The organism is Streptomyces sp. NPDC002623, from assembly GCF_053592635.1.
Map to the genome: position 1 here is coordinate 167674 of NZ_JBSFWB010000009.1, position 20540 is coordinate 188213.

At 70.7% G+C, this 20540-nt stretch carries 15 protein-coding genes; 9 read left to right on the top strand and 6 right to left on the bottom strand.

The genetic code is table 11. The features are described from left to right. Window positions 1-105: 105 nt before the first annotated feature. Window positions 106-3642 carry a methionine synthase gene (gene metH, locus ACWD4O_RS18945; RefSeq protein WP_451281105.1) on the bottom strand — a complete coding sequence of 1179 codons (3537 nt, stop codon included), beginning with the start codon at window positions 3640-3642 and terminating at the stop codon, window positions 106-108. A 355-nt stretch (window positions 3643-3997) separates the two neighbouring features. Here metH and ACWD4O_RS18950 point away from each other — a divergent pair, with 355 nt between their 5' ends. The 4 genes from ACWD4O_RS18950 (at window position 3998) to ACWD4O_RS18965 (ending at window position 9185) form a co-directional block, all read left to right on the top strand. Continuing rightward, window positions 3998-4762 (top strand): IclR family transcriptional regulator, encoded by a 765-nt coding sequence (locus ACWD4O_RS18950; RefSeq protein ID WP_451281106.1) that lies wholly within the window; start codon window positions 3998-4000, stop codon window positions 4760-4762. A gap of 367 nt (window positions 4763-5129) precedes the next feature. Then, window positions 5130-5924, top strand: coding sequence for an MIP/aquaporin family protein (locus tag ACWD4O_RS18955; RefSeq protein ID WP_358806363.1), 795 nt, complete (start codon window positions 5130-5132; stop codon window positions 5922-5924). A gap of 96 nt (window positions 5925-6020) precedes the next feature. Then, entirely contained in the window at window positions 6021-7559 is a 1539-nt protein-coding gene (glpK, locus tag ACWD4O_RS18960) for a glycerol kinase GlpK (protein ID WP_450947815.1), read from the top strand. A 9-nt stretch (window positions 7560-7568) separates the two neighbouring features. Next, window positions 7569-9185, top strand: a complete 1617-nt coding sequence (locus tag ACWD4O_RS18965; protein ID WP_451281109.1) for an FAD-dependent oxidoreductase — start codon at window positions 7569-7571, stop codon at window positions 9183-9185. A 109-nt stretch (window positions 9186-9294) separates the two neighbouring features. On the opposite strand, the gene mtnK is transcribed toward ACWD4O_RS18965, so the two are convergent. From mtnK to ACWD4O_RS18985, 4 genes are read right to left on the bottom strand one after another with little or no spacing between them, the layout of a single operon-like run. Further along, entirely contained in the window at window positions 9295-10464 is a 1170-nt protein-coding gene (gene mtnK / locus ACWD4O_RS18970) for an S-methyl-5-thioribose kinase (RefSeq protein ID WP_451281110.1), read from the bottom strand. Between the two features lie 22 nt (window positions 10465-10486). Beyond that, entirely contained in the window at window positions 10487-11533 is a 1047-nt protein-coding gene (locus tag ACWD4O_RS18975) for an ABC transporter permease (protein ID WP_451281112.1), read from the bottom strand. A gap of 36 nt (window positions 11534-11569) precedes the next feature. Beyond that, on the bottom strand, window positions 11570-13120 hold the full coding sequence (locus tag ACWD4O_RS18980) for a sugar ABC transporter ATP-binding protein (RefSeq protein ID WP_451281114.1): 1551 nt from the start codon (window positions 13118-13120) through the stop codon (window positions 11570-11572). Next, entirely contained in the window at window positions 13107-14204 is a 1098-nt protein-coding gene (locus tag ACWD4O_RS18985; protein WP_451281116.1) for a substrate-binding domain-containing protein, read from the bottom strand. The genes ACWD4O_RS18980 and ACWD4O_RS18985 overlap by 14 nt, the downstream gene beginning before the upstream one ends. Window positions 14205-14625: 421 nt before the next feature. On the opposite strand from ACWD4O_RS18985, the gene ACWD4O_RS18990 reads away from it, so the two are divergent. From ACWD4O_RS18990 to mtnB, 3 genes are read left to right on the top strand one after another with little or no spacing between them, the layout of a single operon-like run. Then, window positions 14626-15225 carry a 1,2-dihydroxy-3-keto-5-methylthiopentene dioxygenase gene (locus ACWD4O_RS18990; RefSeq protein WP_451281118.1) on the top strand — a complete coding sequence of 200 codons (600 nt, stop codon included), beginning with the start codon at window positions 14626-14628 and terminating at the stop codon, window positions 15223-15225. Next, entirely contained in the window at window positions 15222-15947 is a 726-nt protein-coding gene (gene mtnC, locus ACWD4O_RS18995; RefSeq protein WP_451281120.1) for an acireductone synthase, read from the top strand. The genes ACWD4O_RS18990 and mtnC overlap by 4 nt, the downstream gene beginning before the upstream one ends. Further along, window positions 15944-16564, top strand: a complete 621-nt coding sequence (mtnB, locus tag ACWD4O_RS19000; protein ID WP_451281122.1) for a methylthioribulose 1-phosphate dehydratase — start codon at window positions 15944-15946, stop codon at window positions 16562-16564. Before mtnC ends, mtnB begins: the two co-directional genes overlap by 4 nt. Window positions 16565-16632: 68 nt before the next feature. On the opposite strand, the gene mtnA is transcribed toward mtnB, so the two are convergent. Continuing rightward, window positions 16633-17664, bottom strand: a complete 1032-nt coding sequence (gene mtnA, locus ACWD4O_RS19005; RefSeq protein WP_451281124.1) for an S-methyl-5-thioribose-1-phosphate isomerase — start codon at window positions 17662-17664, stop codon at window positions 16633-16635. 318 nt (window positions 17665-17982) lie between these two features. Between mtnA and ACWD4O_RS19010 the strand changes: the two genes are divergently transcribed. Together ACWD4O_RS19010 and ACWD4O_RS19015 are read left to right on the top strand one after the other, a co-directional pair. Then, window positions 17983-19038, top strand: a complete 1056-nt coding sequence (locus tag ACWD4O_RS19010; RefSeq protein ID WP_451281126.1) for a BMP family ABC transporter substrate-binding protein — start codon at window positions 17983-17985, stop codon at window positions 19036-19038. Beyond that, window positions 19019-20539 (top strand): ABC transporter ATP-binding protein, encoded by a 1521-nt coding sequence (locus ACWD4O_RS19015; protein ID WP_451281128.1) that lies wholly within the window; start codon window positions 19019-19021, stop codon window positions 20537-20539. Before ACWD4O_RS19010 ends, ACWD4O_RS19015 begins: the two co-directional genes overlap by 20 nt. Window position 20540 lies beyond the last annotated feature (1 nt).

A 20540-nucleotide genomic window follows, 5' to 3' on the forward strand; every position in this document is an offset into this window, starting at 1 on the left:
TCCTTGAGGGACGAGCAGGCCGGTTCCCCGCTGTGGGGAACCGGCCTGCAGTGGACCGACCAGTGTACGACTTATCCGATCAGTGTGCCGAGCGGCGCGCGGGCGTCACCGTGCGTTGAAGTACTTCGCCTCGGGGTGGTGGATGACGATGGCGTCCGTGGACTGCTCGGGGTGGAGCTGGAACTCCTCGGACAGGTGGACGCCGATCCGCTCGGGCCGCAGCAGCTCGGCGATCTTGGCGCGGTCCTCCAGGTTCGGACAGGCGCCGTAGCCGAGGGAGAAGCGGGCGCCGCGGTACTTGAGGGCGAACATGTCCTCGACGTCGGCGGGGTCCTCGCCGGCGAAGCCGAGTTCGGAGCGCACGCGCGCGTGCCAGTACTCGGCGAGGGCCTCCGCCAACTGCACGGACAGGCCGTGCAGTTCGAGGTAGTCGCGGTAGGAGTTGGACTCGAAGAGCTTGGCCGTCTCCTCGCCGATGCGGGAGCCGACGGTGACGACCTGGAGGCCGACGACGTCGGTCTCCCCCGACTCCTCCGGGCGGAAGAAGTCGGCCAGGCACAGCCGGCGGCCGCGGCGCTGGCGGGGGAAGGTGAAGCGGGTGCGTTCGTTGCCCTGTTCGTCCAGGAGGATCAGGTCGTCGTCCTTGGACACACAGGGGAAGTAGCCGTAGACGACGGCCGCCTCGAGGAGGTTGTCGGTCTGGAGCTTGTCGAGCAGGCCGCGCAGCCGGGGCCGGCCCTCGGTCTCGACGAGTTCCTCGTAGGTCGGTCCGTCGCCGGCGCGGGCCTGCTTCAGGCCCCACTGGCCCTTGAAGAGGGCGCCTTCGTCGAGCCAGGAGGCGTACTCCTTGAGCTGGATGCCCTTGATGACGCGGGTGCCCTCGAACGGCGGCTTCGGGACGGGGTTGTCGGTGGCGACGTCGGAGCGGACGTGGCCCTCCTCCGGGCGCTCCTCGACCTCGACGGCGGCGGCGCTCGCGCGCACCCGGCGCTGCTTCAGCTCGGGCAGCTTCGCGCCGGGCACCCCGCGCTTGACGCCGATGAGGGCGTCCATGAGGCGCAGTCCCTCGAAGGCGTCGCGGGCGTAGCGGACCTCGCCCTGGTAGATCTCGTGCAGGTCCTGCTCGACGTAGGCCCTGGTCAGGGCCGCGCCGCCGAGGATGACGGGGTAGTTCGCCGCGAGGCCGCGCTGGTTGAGCTCCTCCAGGTTCTCCTTCATGATCACCGTGGATTTGACCAGGAGGCCGGACATGCCGATGACGTCGGCGCGGTGCTCGGCGGCGGCGTCCAGGATCGCGGAGACGGGCTGCTTGATGCCGAGGTTGACGACGTTGTAGCCGTTGTTGGACAGGATGATGTCGACGAGGTTCTTGCCGATGTCGTGGACGTCGCCGCGGACGGTGGCGAGCACGATGGTGCCCTTGCCGTCGTCGTCGGTCTTCTCCATGTGCGGTTCGAGGTAGGCGACGGCGGTCTTCATGACCTCGGCGGACTGGAGCACGAACGGCAGCTGCATCTGGCCGGAGCCGAACAGTTCGCCGACGACCTTCATGCCGTCCAGGAGGGTGTCGTTGACGATGTCGAGCGCCGGGCGGCTTTCGAGGGCCGCGTCGAGGTCGGCCTCCAGACCGTTCTTCTCGCCGTCGATGATGCGGCGCTTGAGGCGCTCCTCCAGCGGCAGGGCGGCCAGTTCCTCGGCCCGGCCCGCCTTGAGCGACTTGGTCGTGGCGCCCTCGAAGAGCTGCATGAGCTTCTGGAGGGGGTCGTAGGCCGGTTCGTCGCCCTGCTGGGCGACGCGGCGGTCGTAGACGAGGTCGAGGGCCGTCTGCACCTCTTCCTCGGTGAAGCGGGCGATGGGCAGGATCTTCGAGGCGTGGACGATCGCGGAGTCCAGGCCGGCCTTGACGCACTCGTCGAGGAAGACGGAGTTGAGCAGGACGCGGGCGGCCGGGTTGAGGCCGAAGGAGATGTTCGACAGGCCCAGGGTGGTCTGGACGTCGGGGTGGCGGCGCTTGAGCTCGCGGATGGCCTCGATGGTGGCGACGCCGTCGCCCCGGGACTCCTCCTGACCGGTGCAGATGGTGAAGGTCAGGGTGTCGATGAGGATGTCCGACTCCAGGATTCCCCAGTTCCCGGTGAGGTCGTCGATGAGCCGTTCGGCGATCTCGACCTTCTTCTCGGGGGTGCGGGCCTGGCCCTCCTCGTCGATGGTGAGGGCGATCAACGCGGCGCCGTGCTCCTGGGCCAGCCGGGTGACCTTGGCGAAGCGGGACTCGGGGCCGTCGCCGTCCTCGTAGTTCACGGAGTTGATCACCGCGCGGCCGCCGAGCTTCTCCAGGCCGGCCCGGATGACCTCGACCTCGGTGGAGTCCAGGACGATCGGCAGGGTGGAGGCGGTGGCGAAGCGGCCGGCCAGCTCCTCCATGTCGGCGACGCCGTCGCGGCCGACGTAGTCCACGCACAGGTCGAGCAGGTGTGCGCCCTCGCGGATCTGCTCGCGGGCCATCTCGACGCAGTCGTCCCAGCGGCCGGCCAGCATGGCCTCGCGGAACTTCTTGGAGCCGTTGGCGTTGGTGCGCTCGCCGATGGCCAGGTAGGAGGTGTCCTGGCGGAAGGGGACGGTCTGGTAGAGGGAGGCGGCGCCGGGCTCGGGCTGCGGGTGGCGCTCGGGCGGCGTGGCCCCGTGGACGCGCTCCACGAGCTGTCGCAGGTGCTCGGGGGTGGTGCCGCAGCAGCCGCCGATCAGGTTCAGCCCGTAGTCGCGTACGAAGGCCTCCTGGGCGTCGGCCAGGCCCTCCGGGTCGAGCGGGAAGTGGGCGCCGTCCTTGGTGAGGATCGGCAGGCCTGCGTTGGGCATGCACAGCAGCGGGGTGCGGGAGTGCCGGGCCAGGTAGCGCAGGTGTTCGCTCATCTCGGCGGGGCCGGTCGAGCAGTTCAGGCCGATCATGTCGATGCCGAGGGGCTCCAGCGCGGTCAGCGCGGCGCCGATCTCCGAGCCCAGCAGCATGGTGCCGGTCGTCTCGAAGGCCATGGAGACCAGCAGCGGCACCTCGGCGCCGGTCGCCTCCATGGCGCGCCGGGCGCCCAGGACGGACGACTTGGTCTGCAGGAGGTCCTGGGTGGTCTCGACGATCAGGGCGTCGGCGCCGCCGGCCAGCAGGCCCTCGGCGTTGGCCTGGAAGCCGTCGCGGAGCGTGCCGTAGCCGATGTGGCCGAGCGTCGGCAGCTTGGTGCCTGGTCCGATCGAGCCGAGCACCCAGCGCTGTCGGCCGTCGCGGGCGCCGAACGCGTCGGCCACCTCGCGGGCGATGCGGGCGCCCGCCTCGGACAGCTCGTGCACCCGTTCGGGGATGTCGTACTCCGCCATGGCGGAGTGGTTTGCGCCGAACGTGTTGGTCTCCACGCAGTCCACGCCCGCGGCGAAGTACTCCTCGTGCACGGAGCGGACGATGTCCGGCCGGGTGACGTTGAGGATCTCGTTGCAGCCCTCGAGGTTCTCGAAGTCCTCGAGGGTGGGCTCCTGGGCCTGGAGCATGGTGCCCATGGCTCCGTCGGCCACCACGACACGGGTGGCCAGGGCCTGGCGGAGCGCGGACACACGGGTCCGGCTGTCGGCGGAAGGGGTCGGCGGCACAGAGGCCATGAAAGGGCTCCCTCAGATGCGACGGCTGTCGGCTTTGCGTCACCTCAGGATGCGGGCAGAAACGCTTCCCGAGGAGCGCGCACGCCGTCAGGGTAGCCGGGACGGAGGCCTTATGGTCAGGGGCGTCCAGCGGGCGGACGAGCCTGGCGGACGGACGCGGGCCCGGACAGGGTGGTGCGGGGCCGTGCGGCACGGGCGTGCGACGGCCGCGCCACCGCGGGGGGACAAGTGACGTAACACGGATCGACCGACCATTAGCGGGAGGTCGGCATGGACCGGTAGTGTTCGACATTGCCGAACGGTGGCAGTACATGCCGTGCGGAGACGGTCGTAAGGGGACGGAGGCAGGAGGGCGATGGCACGGAACATCCAGTCGGTCGAACGTGCGGCCGCGATGTTGCGGCTGCTCGCGGGCGGCGAGCGGCGGCTGGGCCTGTCGGACATCGCCTCGTCCACGGGCCTGGCCAAGGGCACCGCGCACGGGATCCTGCGCACCCTCCAGCAGGAGGGCTTCGTCGAGCAGGACGACGCCTCCGGGCGCTATCAGCTGGGCGCGGAGCTGCTGCGCCTGGGCACCACCTACCTGGACGTGCACGAGCTACGCGCGCGTGCCCTGGTGTGGACGGACGACCTGGCCCGCTCCAGCGGCGAGAGCGTGCACCTGGGGGTGCTGCACCAGCAGGGCGTGCTGATCGTGCACCACGTCTTCCGGCCCGACGACAGCCGGCAGGTGCTGGAGATCGGGGCCATGCAGCCGCTGCACTCCACGGCCCTGGGCAAGGTGCTCTCCGCCTACGACCCGGTCGCCCACAGCGAGGCCCTGGAGGCCGACCGCAAGCCCTTCACGGACCGCACGGTGTGCGAGCCGGAGGCCTTCGAGCACATCCTCGACCTCACGCGCGCGCGTGGGTACGCGGCCGACGTCGAGGAGACCTGGGAGGGCGTGGCCTCCATCGCCGCGCCCATCCACGACCGGCGGCGGATGCCCGTCGGCGCGGTCGGCATCACGGGCGCCGTGGAGCGGCTGGGCCGGGACGGCGAGCTGCGCCCCGAGCTGATCGCCGCGGTGCGCGACTGCGCCCGCGCGGTCTCCCGCGACCTGGGCGCCGGGCGGTTCTGAGCGGTCCGCCGCGTCTGAGAAGTACGTAAGAGCAGGCCGGAACGTCGTCGGACGTTCCGGCCCTTGTCATACCCTGAGATATCTGCCTGAAATGGACATAAAGGTCGAGAGTATGCGCACCGGCGCGAAGATCCATACCTCACGGCGATCAATAACGATCGCGTTTCCGACAACAGCACCCTTGACGCACACGTAACAGCCGGGCAAGACTCCCGTCCATCGGTCGGCATTGTCGAACACCTAACGGCAATACGCGCTAGAGTGTGACAACGCCAAAGGCCGGCATCGCTCTCACCCCCGAGGGCGCTCGAATCCCCGGTGGGACCCGGGGTTCGGCTTCCCTGGACGAAGGACAAAGGAGTCGCGGGTGTCCAGCTCCGACATCTTCATCGGCGAGACCATCGGTACCGCCATACTCATCCTGCTCGGCGGTGGCGTCTGCGCCGCCGTCACGCTGAAGGCCTCCAAGGCGCGCAACGCCGGCTGGCTCGCCATCACCTTCGGGTGGGGTTTCGCCGTTCTGACGGCGGTCTACACCTCGGCGCCCCTCTCCGGCGCCCACCTCAACCCGGCGGTCACCCTCGCCCTCGCGATCAAGGACGACGACTGGAGCAACGTTCCGGTCTACTGGGCCGGACAGCTGCTCGGCGCCGCGATCGGCGCCACGCTGGTCTGGGTCGCCTACTACGGCCAGTTCCACGCCCACCTCACCGACAAGGAGATCGTCGGCGGTCCGGGCGCGCAGTCCACGAACGTGAAGGCCGTCGAGGCGCAGGAAGCGGGCGCAGGCCCGGTCCTGGGCATCTTCTCCACCGGTCCGGAGATCCGGGTCGTCTGGCAGAACCTCGCCACGGAGATCATCGGCACCTTCGTGCTGGTGCTCGCCGTCCTCACGCAGGGCCTCAACGACAAGGGCAACGGCCTCGGCAACCTGGGCGCGCTGATCACCGCGCTCGTGGTCGTCTCGATCGGCCTGTCCCTCGGCGGCCCGACCGGCTACGCGATCAACCCGGCCCGTGACCTCGGCCCGCGCATCGTGCACGCACTCCTGCCCCTGCCCAACAAGGGCGGCTCCGACTGGAGCTACGCCTGGATCCCCGTGGTCGGTCCGCTGATCGGCGGCGCGATCGCTGCAGGCATCTACAACGTCGCCTTTGCTTGAGAGCACCGCTTTGCTTGAGAGCACCGCGCTTTCACGGAACCTCGCAGCACGCGCCGTACGTACAGCCCTCAACCACGGAACCCCCAGGAGCACACAGTGACCGACGCGCACACCGCCGGCCCCTTCATCGCGGCCATCGACCAGGGCACCACCTCGTCCCGCTGCATCGTCTTCGACCGGGACGGCCGGATCGTCTCCGTCGACCAGAAGGAGCACGAGCAGATCTTCCCGAAGCCGGGCTGGGTCGAGCACAACGCCAACGAGATCTGGACCAACGTCCAGGAAGTCGTCGCCGGAGCCGTCGAGAAGGCCGGCATCACGCGTGACGACATCAAGGCCATCGGCATCACCAACCAGCGTGAGACCACGCTGCTGTGGGACAAGAACACCGGTGAGCCCGTCCACAACGCCATCGTCTGGCAGGACACCCGCACCGACGCGCTCTGCAAGGAGCTCGGCCGCAACGTCGGCCAGGACCGCTTCCGCCGCGAGACCGGCCTGCCGCTGGCGAGCTACTTCGCCGGCCCCAAGGCCCGCTGGCTGCTCGACAACGTCGAGGGACTGCGCGAGCGCGCCGAGGCGGGCGACATCCTCTTCGGCACCATGGACAGCTGGGTCATCTGGAACCTGACCGGCGGCGTCGACGGCGGCCACCACGTCACCGACGTGACCAACGCCTCGCGCACCATGCTGATGAACCTGCACACCATGGAGTGGGACGAGAAGATCGCCGAGTCCATCGGCGTCCCGCTGCAGATGCTGCCGGAGATCCGCTCCTCCGCCGAGGTCTACGGCGAGGTCACGGGCGGCCGGCTCGGCGACCTCCTCGGCGGCATCCCGGTCGCGTCCGCGCTCGGCGACCAGCAGGCGGCCCTGTTCGGCCAGACCTGTTTCGCCGAGGGCGAGGCCAAGTCGACGTACGGCACCGGCACCTTCCTGCTGATGAACACCGGCCACAAGCCGGTCAACTCGTACAACGGCCTGCTGACCACGGTCGGCTACCGCATCGGCGACCAGAAGGCGGTCTACGCCCTCGAGGGCTCGATCGCCGTCACCGGTTCGCTGGTGCAGTGGATGCGCGACCAGATGGGCCTGATCTCCACCGCAGCCGAGATCGAGACGCTCGCGCTCACGGTCGAGGACAACGGCGGCGCGTACTTCGTGCCGGCCTTCTCCGGTCTGTTCGCCCCGTACTGGCGCTCCGACGCCCGTGGCGTCATCGCCGGCCTGACCCGGTACGTCACCAAGGCGCACCTCGCGCGCGCCGTCCTGGAGGCCACCGCCTGGCAGACCCGTGAGATCACCGACGCCATGACGAAGGACTCCGGCGTCGAGCTCGCGGCGATCAAGGTCGACGGCGGCATGACCTCCAACAACCTGCTGATGCAGACGCTCTCGGACTTCGTGGACGCCCCCGTGGTGCGCCCGATGGTCGCCGAGACCACCTGCCTCGGCGCCGCCTACGCCGCCGGTCTGGCCGTCGGCTTCTGGACCAGCACCGACGACCTGCGTGCCAACTGGCGCCGGGCCGCCGAGTGGACCCCCAACATGGCCGCGGAGAAGCGCGACCGTGAGTACAAGAGCTGGCTCAAGGCCGTCGAGCGGACCATGGGCTGGCTCGAGGACGAGGAGTAAGAACCCCACATGACCAGTCAGTCCACCCTGCAGTCCGTGCCTGCCCTCGGGACGCACCCGGCGTCCGGCTCGAACCCGAGCCGTGCCGAGACCCGGGAGCAGCTCTCCAAGGCGTCGTACGACCTCCTCGTCATCGGCGGCGGCATCCTGGGCATCTCCACCGCCTGGCACGCCGCGCAGTCCGGCCTCAGGGTGGCACTGGTCGACGCCGGCGACTTCGCCGGCGCCACCTCCTCCGCCTCCTCCAAGCTGCTCCACGGCGGTCTGCGCTATCTGCAGACCGGCGCGGTGAAGCTGGTGGCGGAGAACCACTTCGAGCGCCGTGCGGTGTCCCGTCAGGTGGCCCCCCACCTGGCGAACCCGCTCACGTTCTACCTCCCCGTGTACAAGGGCGGGCCGCACGGCGCGGCGAAGCTCGGGGCGGGCGTCTTCGCCTACTCCGCGCTGTCGGCGTTCGGCGACGGCGTCGGCCACCTCCTGTCCCCGGCCAAGGCCGCGCAGGACGTGCCCGAGCTGCGCACCGACAACCTCAAGGCCGTGGCCGTGTACGGCGACGACCAGATGAACGACGCGCGCATGGCGCTGATGACGGTCCGCGGGGCCGTCGAGGCGGGCGCAGTGGTCCTCAACCACGCCGAGGTGACCGGCCTGAGGTTCACCAAGGGGCGGGTGACCGGCGCCGATCTGAAGGACCGCACGTCCGGCGACGAGTTCGGGGTCAACGCCCGTCTCGTGCTGAACGCGACCGGTCCCTGGGTCGATCACCTGCGCAAGATGGAGGACCCGAACTCGGCTCCGTCCATCCGCCTCTCCAAGGGCGCGCACCTGGTTCTGAAGCGGACCTCCGCGTGGCGGGCCGCGCTCGCGACCCCCATCGACAAGTACCGCATCACGTTCGCCCTCCCCTGGGAGGACATGCTGCTGCTGGGCACCACCGACGAGGAGTTCGAGGGCGACCCGGCGGACGTCGCGGTCACCGAGAAGGACACCGCCCAGATACTCGACGAGGCCGCGTTCTCCATCCGCGACCAGCAGCTGTCCCGTGATCTCATCACGTACTCGTTCGCGGGTCTGCGTGTGCTGCCGGGCGGGCCCGGCGACACGGCGAAGGCCAAGCGCGAGACCGTGGTGACCGAGGGCAGGGGCGGCATGCTGTCCGTCGCGGGCGGCAAGTGGACGACGTTCCGGCACATCGGCCGTACGGTCATGCAGAAGCTGGAGGCGCTGCCGGGCGCTCCGCTGGGTGAGGACTACGAGCCCATCTCGTCCCTGCCCAAGAAGCTGCCGCTCCCCGGTGTCGCCAACCCGCGCGCGGTGGCGCACCGGCTGTTGGTCGACAATCCGGCGCCGGGTCCGCGGATGGCCGCCGACACGGCGAAGCACCTTGCCACGCACTACGGTTCGCTCGCGTTCGACATCGCGCGGCTCGCGAACGACAACCCCGAGCTGGCCCAGCGGGTCCACCCCGACGCGCCGGAGATCTGGGCGCAGGTCGTGTACGCGCGGGACAACGAGTGGGCGGAGACGCAGGACGACGTGCTGCGCCGGCGCACGACGCTGACGATTCGGGGGCTGGCCACGGACGAGGTCCGCGCGAAGGTGCAGGATCTGCTCGACAAGAAGTAGGCGGTACGAGTGTGAAGGGGCGGCTCCTCGCACAGGGAGCCGCCCCTTTCACGTGGACCGTTGTCGGGCGCGGGTGCGTTGTGGCTGGTCGCGCAGTTCCCCGCGCCCCTTAGGTTGGCTGCACTAGCGCCCCTATATCGTTCGGGTTGTTCAACTCCGTGCGGCGGACGATGAGTTCGCGGCCCAGTAGCAGTGCTCGCCGGGAAGCCGGGACCGGGTCGGCGAGGGTGGTCAGGTCCGTCAGGTGGGCGAAGCCGATGATTCTGCGGATGATCTCCGTGCCGGCGTAGCCGATCGACTCCGTCCAGACCCTGCGGAGGAAGCGGTCCAAGTACGCGTCGTCGAAGAAGGTGTCGACCCTCGTCGGCCACAGGCGGCGGAACTCCGTCTCGAACGCCTCCCAGGACAGGCGGAGTTGATCGGCGTGGTCACTCAGGGAACCCAGCGCTCGCGCCCGCTCCTCCGAGACCAGCGCGTTGGCCCAGTACAGGCCGAGGTCGTAGCCGATCGGGCCGACGAAGGAGAACTCGGGGTCGAAGACCCGGACGACCGGGGCGCCTTCACGGTCGCCGACCATCACGCTGCCGGTGTGCAGGTCGCCGTGGAGGAGGGCCTGGGCGCTGGTCATGAAGGTGTGGCGGAGGTCGGCGACCTCGGTGCGCAGCCTCGGGTCGGCGCGGAACGCCGATGCGAGGTCGTCCAGTCCCTCGTGCCAGTGGTTGTGTTCGTGCTCGATGTAGGGCTCGGACAGCACGACGTCTTCGGTGATCTTGCAGAGTTCCGGGCTGACGGAGGCCGCGATCAGCGCCTTGCGGTCGGCGGACGGCATGCCGAAGTCGCTGGTGGCGAAGGAGAACTGGGCGACGAACTCGCCGATGCGGGCCGAGGTGTGCGGGCCGTAGGGCTCGCCCTCGTTGAGGAGCGTGCGCAGGACCTCGAGGTCGGACATGTCCTCCATGACGAGGGCGTAGTTCTCGGGGTCGTAGCCGTGGATCGCCGGGATCTTGTCGGGGGCGACCTTGGCGAGCTGCTCGTAGGCGCGGGCCTCGGCGTCGGCGCGGTCGGGGTTCATCGGCCAGGAGGGGCCGGCGACGCGGACCCAGGGCAGGGCCTGCTTGAGGGCGAGGCTGCGGGCGCCGTCGGCGGAGGAGGCGAGGAACACGCGGTTCATGTTGCCGTCCGACACCTCGCGGACCCGGATGTCCGCCGGGTCCGCCCAGTGGCCCCGCTCGTGCAGGTAGGCGGGGATGTCGTCGGTCTCCAGGATGCGGTAGCCCATGGTGCGAACTCCTCGAACTTCCTTATGCGGTGCGGCGCTTGGACAGGGTGAAGCTGAAGACCAGGGCGAGGATCAGCACCGCGCCCTCGACGACGTCCTGGGTGTAGTACGGCAGTCCCTTGATGGTCAGGCCCGTGGTGATGATGCCGATGAGCACCGCGCCCAGGGCGGTGCCCCAGACGTTCGGGCGGCCGCGGCCCAGGACGGAGGTGCCGACGAGCGCGACCGCCACCGCCTCGAGGAGCTGGGAGGTGCCGGCCGACACATCGCCCTGGCCGATCCGGGACGCCAGGATCAGGCCGCCCACCGAGGCGAGGACGCCGGAGATGACGTAGGCCAGGGAGCGGTAGGCGCCCACGCGGATGCCGGCCAGCCGGGCGGCCTCGGGGTTGGCGCCGATGGCGTAGAGGACGCGGCCCCAGCGGGTGCGGGCGAGGAAGACCCAGGCGGCGACGGTGAGCGCGCCGAAGACGACCACCGAGATCGGGATGCCGAGGACCGTGCCGCGGTCGATCTTCAGGAAGCCGGCGGTGAACTTGCCGGGCGCGGTGCTGCCGTCGTCCAGCGTCATGCCGGGAGTGATCGACTGGCCGTCCACGAGGATCAGTTTGCTGCCCTGGATGACGAACATCGTGCCGAGCGTGGCGAGCATGTCGGGGATCTTCAGTACGACGATCAGCAGGGCGTTGAGCAGGCCCGCGAGGGCGCCCGCCACCAGGACCGCGAGGATCGCGACCGTGCCGACCTGGTTGAAGACGACCATCGTCTGAGCGGCGACGGACACGCCGAGGCCGGCCACGGCGCCGACGGACATGTCCATTCCGCCGACGGCCATGGTGAGGGTGACGCCGAGGCCGAGGATCGCGGCGACGGAGACGTACCGCAGGGTGTCGAGGAGGGTCGCCGACTCACGGAAGGAGCCCTCGCTCAGCGCGAAGTACAGGAACAGCGCGACCGTCACGAAGATGAAGCCGTACTTGATCACGGCGTTCTGGACGCGCACCGCGGTGGAGGTGGCGGGCGCGGTCGCCGCCTTGGTGGGGGCCTCGGTGCTCTGTGCAGTGGTCATGGGGTGCTTCCTGGGACCTCGTGGGGCGGGCCGGCGTCAGACGGACGCCGAGATGGTCTGGATCACGCGGTCGCGCTCCGCGTCTTCGCCGTAGGCGTCGAGATGGACCTCGCCGGCCGCGAGGACGACGACCCGGTCGGCGACCTCCAGGACCTCGTCGACGTCGGCGGACAGGACGAGGACGGCCGCGCCGTCGGCGGCCAGGGCGCGGGCCCGGCGGCCGATGTCGCGCCGGGCGCCGATGTCCACGCCTCGGAACGGTTCGTCCAGGATGAGGACACGCGGGGTCTCGGCGAGCCAGCGGCCGACGACGACCTTCTGCTGGTTGCCGCCGGACAGCTCCTCGACGGTGCTGTGCTCGTCGCGGGCGACGACGCCCAGGGCCTCGATGGCAGCGCGGCCGAGGGCGTCCTCCCGGGAGCGGTTCACCAGGCCGCCCCGGGACAGGGACTTCAGGAACGGCAGCGAGATGTTCTGGGCGAGGGACCAGCCGGGCACCAGGGCGTCGGCGTGCCGGTCCTCGGGGACCAGGTGGACGCCGGCCCGGATGGCGTCGGACGGGCGGCGGGGCGCGTAGGCCGTGCCGTCCAGCGCGAGCGCGCCCGCGGCGAAGGGCTCGGCGCCGAACAGGCCGCGGGCCAGCTCGGTCTTGCCCGCGCCCAGCAGGCCCACAACGCCGGTGACCTCGCCGGCCCGCAGGTCGAGGTCGAGCGGGGAGCGGCCCGCGAAGAGGCGGACGCCCCGCAGGGAGAGGACGACCTCTCCCCCGGCGCCCTCCCGGACGGGCCGGGCGGTGGTCGCTTCCTGGGCCTGGGCGAGCATCGCGCGCAGCGCCGCGTCCCAGTCGAACGGCTTGGTCTGGTCCTCGGTGAGACGGCCGTCTCGCAGAACGACCAGCCGGTCGGCGAGCGCGTCGATCTCGCCGAGCCGGTGGGAGACGTACAGCACGGCGATGCCGTCCGCGCGCATCCTCTCGACGAGCGCGAACAGCCGCTCCGCCTCCGCGGCGGAGAGCGCGGAGGTCGGCTCGTCGAGGATCAGCAGCCGGGGGCGGGTCGCGAGGGCGCGGGCCAGGATCAGCAACTGCCGGTCGGAGATGCCGAGTTCGGTGACGTCCTGCTTCAGTACCGCATCGCTCCAGGCCAGGCCGAGGCCGGCCTGGATCTCACGGGCGCGGGCGAGTGTGGCGCGGCCGCTCAGGAACGGGTTGCCGCGCTTCTGGGCGAGTTCCTCGAAGACCAGGTTCTCGGCGACGCTGAGGCCCGGCACGATGCCCTCGCCGATCCGCTGGTGCACCGTCTGGATGCCCAACTGGCGTGCGGCGAGGGGAGAGTCGAGGGTGACGGCGGAGCCGTCCACGCGCACCTCTCCCCCGTGGTCGGTGTGCACGCCCGACAGGATCTTGATCAGCGTGGACTTGCCGGCGCCGTTCGCGCCGAGCAGCGCGACCACGCTGCCCGGTGCGATGTCGAGCGAGACGGAGGCGAGCACCGTCTTGCCGCCGAAGGCCATGCTGACGTCCGTCAGGCTGACGGCGGCCTTCGAACGGCTCGGGTCACTCGTCCCGCTCGTCTCAGTGGGCGACATTCGAGATCCAGTCCGCGGTCGAGACCTGCGACAGGTTCAGCGCGGGCAGCGCCTCCCGCAGCTGGTCCATGTTCGCGATCTTCTTCTCGCGCAGGAAGTCCTGGGTGATGGCGACAGCCGGGAACTCCACGGAGGTCTTGTTCAGCTCGCCCGCCAGTTCCAGGGCGGCGGTGCGCACGACGGCCGCGCCGACGGCGGACGGGTCGGTACCCGCCGTGGCGACCCAGGGGCTGTCGGCGGCGGTCATCTGCTGGATGTCGGCGTTGGAGACGTCCGCGCCGAAGACCTTCACCTTGTCCTGCAGCTTCTTGTTCTGCACGGCGAGGACGGCGCCCTTGGCGAGCTCGTCGTAGGGCGCGAAGACGCCGGTCACGTCGGAGTGCTGGGTGAGCGCGGCGGAGACCAGGGGAACGTTGTCGGTGGCCGTGGAGTCGGTGACCTTGCCGACCTTGAACTGCTGCTTCCAGCCCTCGGAGGTCACCGTGGACTTCCACACGGTGTCCCGCTTGTCGAGGGCGGCGTAGCCGGCGACGTTGACGTAGCCGACCTTGGCGTCCTTGCCGACCTCCTTGGCCATCACGTCGAGGACGGCCTGGGCCATGCTCGCGTCGTCCTGCTTGGTGGAGACGACGCCCTTGGTGGCCGTCTCGACGTCGTAGACGACGACCTTGATGCCCTTCTGCACGGCCTTGTCGATCTCCGGCTGGATGGTCGCCGGGAAGCCGTGGTCGATGATGATCGCCTTCGCGCCGGAGTTGATCGCCGAGGAGAGGTCGGTGGCCTGCTTGGCGTTGTCGGCCTGGGCGTCGTACACGGTCAGGTCGATGCCGAGGGCCTTGGCCTGGGCCTTCGCGCCGTTGCCCCACTGCTCGAAGTAGTCGCCGGCGCCGCTCTGCCGGACCAGGGCCACCTTGACCGTGCCCTCGCTGAAGGGGGCGGGCTTCTTGCCGGTGGCGGCCGAGGCCGAGGCGGCGGTGTCACCGCTGTCCTTCGAGGCGTCCGTGGACTGCGCGCAGCCGGCGAGGACGAGGGCGGAGACGGAGGCCAGCGAGAGCGCGGCGAGCGGCAGACGGGCACGGGACATGAGGGGCTCCAGTTACGGGCGGTGCTGAGGGATACAGAAGCGGGCGAGCGCGGGCCCGGAGCCGGGGACGGAAATGAGCCACCGCACGGGCGACTGGGAACGCCCCGGGAACGGGGGCGCGTCGGAGCTCCGGGAGGGGTCAGCGACAGCTGGCTGTGGTCGACCGGAGCAAGTCCACGTACAGCCGCCGCACGAGCAGCAGCGTCTTCATATGCAGATCATGAGAACGTTTCCAGCCAGCGTCAAAGAAATGGACACCGAATCCCAGATATCGAGACAACGATTACGTCACACGCGGTGAGCGCACGGCCGCGCGTTACCATCACGGGACCGGCACCCGCCCTGCCGTGTCGCGGCCGAGTGACGTTCCTCCACCGCCGCCCTCCCCACTTCCCCCTCCCAGACTGCTGGAGTTGCTTCCATGACGCTGCTGACGACCTGGTCCGAGTCCGGCCCGGAGACCCTGGTCCGCCGCACTGCCGACCCCGCCGAGATCGCCGAGGCCCTCAAGCCGCTCGGCGTGCGCTACGAGCAGTGGCCGATCCGTGCGGACGTGCCCTTCGACGCCGACAGCGAGACGGTGTTCGCGGCGTACGGCCCGGAGATCGAGAAGCTGAACGCCGAGGAGGGCTTCACCACCGTCGACGTCCTCGGTCTGCACCCGAGCGACGACCCGGAGTTCCCGGCGAAGGCGAAGGCGGCCCGCGCGAAGTTCCTCCAGGAGCACACCCACGACGACGATGACGAGGTCCGCTTCTTCGTCTCCGGCTCCGGCATCTTCTACCTGCACGTGAACGGCGAGGTGCACGCGGTCTTCTGCGAGAAGGGCGACCTCCTCGGCGTGCCGCGCGGCACCACCCACTGGTTCGACATGGGCACCAAGCCGTCGTTCACGGCGATCCGCTTCTTCCACGAGGAGGACGGCTGGATCGGCAACTTCACCGGCTCCACGATCGCCGGCCGGTTCCCGGACTACGACACGATCGCGGCCGGCTACGAGGCGGACAGGGCCGCCGCGTGACCTCCCGCTACGACGTGGACGCCGTGGTGCTCGACATCGAGGGCACCACGAGCGCCACGGGGTTCGTCGTCGACGTGCTGTACCCGTACTCGCGCTCCCGTTTCGCCGCGCTGCTCGCCGAGCGGGGCGACGACCCGGACGTGGCGCGGGCGGTGGACCGGGTCCGGGAGGAGATCGGCGACCCGGACGCCGACGCGGCGCGTGTCGAGAAGGCCCTGAACGCCTGGCTCGACGAGGACCGCAAGGCGACGCCGCTGAAGACCCTGCAAGGCGTCATCTGGTCCGAGGGCTTCGCCCGCGGCGACCTCGTCTCGCACTTCTACGACGACGTCGTACCGGCGCTGCGCGCCTGGCACACGGCGGGCGTGCGGCTGTACGTGTACTCGTCCGGCTCGGTCTCCGCCCAGCGCGCGTGGTTCGCCAACAGCCCGGAGGGCGACCTCACGTCGCTGGTCCGCGGTCTGTACGACACCGAGAACGCCGGGCCCAAGCAGGAGCCGGACTCGTACCGCCGGATCGCCGGGGCGGTCGGCCTCGCACCGGGCCGTCTCCTCTTCCTCTCCGACCGCCCGGGCGAGCTGGACGCGGCCCGCGAGGCCGGCTGGCACGCCGTCGGGATCCGGCGGCCCGGGGAGCCCTACTACGAGCAAGGCGTCGGCGACCACGCGCAGGCGGGCACGTTCGACGAGATCGACATCAGCACCTCTGGGAGTACCGCATGACCACCGAGATCACCGCACTCGACCTGGAGGAGGCGGGGGCCGTCCTCGCCGCCGAGTCCGCGCGGTTCGCCTCCTTCGGCTGGATGCGGGGCACCTCCGGGAACCTGTCCGTGGTGCTCACCCGGGAGCCGCTGCGCCTCGCGGTCACCGCCAGCGGCCACGACAAGGGCGAACTGACGCCCGCCGACGTGGTGTTGGTGGACGGTCAGGGCGCGGCCGTCAGCGGCGGAAAGCCGTCCGCGGAGGCCGAGCTGCACGCGCGCGTGGCCGCGCTGACGGGGGCCGGGGCGGTGGTGCACGTGCACACCGTGGCGTCGGTCGCGATGGGGCACCGGCACCCCGGCGGGATCGTCTTCAAGGACGTGGAGATGCTCAAGGGCGTCGGCCAGCCCGCGCACGACGTGGAGGTGACCCTGCCGGTCATCGCCAACAGCCAGGACATGAAGGTCCTCGGCGACCGGCTGGAGGCGGCGCGCGACCCGCGGATGCCCGCGGTGGTCGTGGCCGGCCACGGTCTGTACGTGTGGGGCGCCGACCCGCGTCAGGCCCGCCACCACACCGAAGTCGTCGAGTGGCTGCTGGAGTTGGAGCTCAGCGCTCCGCGGGACGGACGGTAGTCGAACCGCGGGCCGGTGGGGGCTTGTCGCGCAGTTCCCCGCGCCCCTGTCGGGGCGCGGGGCACCCGCTACTTCAAGTGCTCGCCCGGCAGTTGACCGGCCGACACCTCCAGCACGCCCCGCTCCGTGACCAGGCCCGTCACCAGCCGACCCGGTGTGACGTCGAACGCCGGGTTGTGGCCGCGCGACCCGGCCGGGGCCGTGCGGACGCCGCCCCACTCCAGCACCTCGTCCTCGCCGCGGAGTTCGATGTGGATCGCGTCGCCGGTCGGCGTCGACAGATCGACGGTCGTGGTCGGTGCCGCCACCAGGAACGGGATGCCCGCGTCGGCGCAGGCCAGGGCCACGCCCACGGTGCCGACCTTGTTGGCGGTGTCGCCGTTGGCGGCGATGCGGTCCGCGCCGACGATCGCCGCGTCGACCTCGCCGCGCAGGATCGTGCCCGCCGCCGCCCCGTCGGCCTGGACGTAGTGCGCGATGCCCTCCTGGACCAGTTCCCAGGCGGTCAGGCGCGAGCCCTGGAGCAGCGGGCGGGTCTCGTCGGCGTAGACGACCTCCAGCCGCCCGCGCGCGTGCAGTTCGCGGATGACGCCGAGGGCGGTGCCCCAGCCGGCGGTGGCCAGCGCGCCGGTGTTGCAGTGCGTCAGGATCCGCAGCGGACGGTCCGCGTCGATCCGCTTCAGCAGCCAGTCCGCGCCGAACGCGCCCATCGCGCGGTTCGCCGCGACGTCCTCGTGCTGGACCGCGGCCGCCTCCGCCAGGACCGCGTCGAGTCCCTCGGCGAAGCGGGTCATGACCCGGTCCACGCACACCATGAGGTTCACGGCCGTCGGACGGGCCTCGCGGATGCGGGCGACGGCCGCGCGCACCTCGTCCTCGGACCAGCCCTCGCGCTCGCCCTGGAGCAGTGCGATCGCGACCCCGTATCCGCCCGCCGCGCCGATCGCGGGGGCGCCGCGCACGACGAGCCGCTGGATCGCGTCGACCAGGGTGTCCACATCGCGGACATCGACGGTCTCGGTGCGGTGCGGGAGGACGGTCTGGTCGATCAGCGCGAGGCCGGTTCCGGTCCACTCGACGGCGCGCAGTTCCTGGGACATATCGGGACACTCCTGATGTTCCGGTGGTGTCGGCCACCGTACATGACCTGGGAGAACCATAGTTCGAGACAGCCGAGCAGGTGTCCGGAAACGGGTGTTACAGTCCAGCACCCAGTCCGCAGACCGAGACGAAGGAGGAAGACCCGTGCTGCTGACCAAGCGCCGTTTCCTCGACTTCGGCCGGTGTGCCGGCGACGGCTGTCGTAGCTGAGCCCGTTCCCTCGGCCCGCACCACCGCAGTCCGTCCCAGCGTCGCCCTCTCCCCACCCCCGTGCTCACCGCCGAGCGCGCCCCTCGGCATACCCGGAAGGTCTCCCGATGCCTCGCAGACACCGCCGTTCCCTGCAGCTCGCCGCGCTCACCACCGGCGCCGCGCTCCTCGCCACCGCCTGCAACGCCGCCGCGAAGAAGGACGACTCCGCGGCGAGCGCGAGCGGCGGCAGCGGCAAGTCCTTCACCCTCGTCACCCCCGACGCCGTCGGGCAGAACGAGTTCCTCAAGCTCGCGGTCACCGGCATCGAGAGCGCGGCGAAGCAGCACGACGGGACGCAGAAGGTCTACGAGTCCACCGACACCGCCTCCCAGCAGCAGAACGTGGCTGCCGCCGTGGACGCCAAGCCGGATGTCATCGTGCTGGTCGGCTTCGAGTTCGCCGACATCGTTGCCCAGCAGGCCGAGAAGAACCCCACGCAGCAGTTCCTGATCATCGACGCCTGCACCGCGAAGACGTATCAGAACGTCAGCTGCGCGGTCTTCCGCGAGCACGAGGGCGTCTACCTCGCGGGCGCCGAGGCGGGCCTGCTCAGCAAGTCCGGCAAGGTCGGCGCGGTGGACGTGCTCGACACCCCCCAGTTCCGGCGCTACAGCGACCCGTTCGCGGCCGGCGCCAAGAAGGTCGCCGCGAAGACGGAGACGTCCACCCGCTTCGTCGGCGGCCAGTCCCCGTTCGACGACTCGGCCCGTGCCAAGGAGCAGGCGAACACCCTGCTCGCCAAGGGCTACGACCAGCTCATGGCGGCCGCCGCGGCCGGCAACTACGGCGTCTTCGAGGCGGCGAAGGCCAAGGGCGCGTTCGCGTACGGCGTCGACGTCAACCAGTGCCCCTCGGCGCCCGGCACGGTCGTCGACAACGTGATCAAGCGTACGGACGTCGCCGTGGAGAAGGGCGTCGAGTCGGTCCTCGGCGGCACCACGGGCACGACCGTCTCGTACGGCCTGAAGGAGGGCGGCATCAGCCTGACCGGCCTGGAGGACGGCGTCGACTCGTCGAAGTGCGTGATCGCCGACCACAAGGACGTGCTGACGAAGGTCGAGGCGCTGCGCGACCAGATCGTCTCCGGAGAGCTGAAGGTCGATGACCCCGCAGCCGCCTGACACGGATGTCGCCGTCGAGCTCCGGGGAATCACCAAGCGGTTCCCCGGCACGCTCGCCAACGACGCCGTCGACCTCACCGTCAGCCGCGGCGAGATCCACGCCCTGATGGGCGAGAACGGCGCGGGCAAGTCCACGCTGATGTCGGTCCTGTACGGCATGGAGCGCGCCGACGCCGGGTCGATCCGGATCGACGGATCGGACGTGCACTTCACGAGCCCGTCGGACGCCATGGCCGCCGGGCTCGGCATGGTCCACCAGAGCTTCAAGCTGTTCGACTCGCTGACGGTCGCCGAGAACATCGTCTACGCGGCCGAGCCGCGCCGCTTCGGCCTGGTGGACCGGACCGCGGCCCGCCGCCGGGTGCGCGAACTCGCCGAGGAGCACGGTCTCGACGTCGACCCGGACGCCCGGGTCGGCGAGCTGCCGGTGGGCCTGCGCCAGCGGGTGGAGATCCTCAAGCTGCTGCACCGGGGCGCCCGCACGCTGATCCTCGACGAGCCGACGGCCGTGCTCACGCCGGCCGAGGCGGACGCCCTGTTCGCCGTGCTCAAGTCGCTGACCACGCAGGGCCGTACGGTGATCCTCGTCACCCACAAGCTGCGCGAGGTGCTGGAGGGCAGCGACCGGGTGACCGTCCTGCGGGACGGCCGGGTCGTGGCCCGGCTGGTCACCGCCGACACGACGGCCGCCGCGATCGCCGCCGCGATGACCGGCCGCGCGGTGGAGCTGGACCGCGTCCACCCGTCGGGCACCCCCGGCGCGGCGGTGCTGCAGGTGACCGGCGTCAGCACGGACTCCGTCCACGACGTGGACCTCACCGTCCACGCCGGCGAGATCGTCGGCGTCGCGGGCGTGGCCGGGAACGGCCAGAGCGAGCTGATCGAGGCGCTGGCCGGGCTGCGGCCGGTCACCGCGGGCCAGGTCACGCTCCAGGGCGACGACATCACCCACGCCTCCGCGACCGAGCGACGCGCGAAGGGCCTCGCCTACGTCCCCGAGGACCGGCACGCGGTCGGCACGGCCCCCGCCGCCTCGGTCGCGGACAACCTGGCGATGGGCCACCACCGCACGTCCCTCTCCGCCCGCGGTCTGCTGCCGCCGACCGCCGTCCGCGCACACGCCCGGCGGCTGGTCGAGCGCTTCGGGATCAAGGCGGCGACCGTCGAGGTCCCCGCCTCCGCGCTGTCCGGCGGCAATCTGCAGAAGCTGCTGATCGGCCGTGAACTCGCCCACGAAGCACCGCTGTTGCTCGTGGAGCAGCCGACCCGTGGCGTCGACATCGGCGCCGTCCAGAACATCCACGACGAGCTGATCGCCTACCGCGACGCCGGCCACGCCGTGCTCCTCGTCTCGGCCGAGCTGAGCGAGATCCGGGGGCTCGCGGACCGCGTCCTGGTGATGTACGAGGGCCGGATCGCGGCGTCGTACCCGAAGGGCGAGGCGGACGAGCGGACGCTGGGCCTCGCGATGGCGGGCGCCCCTGTGGAGGTCACCCACTGAC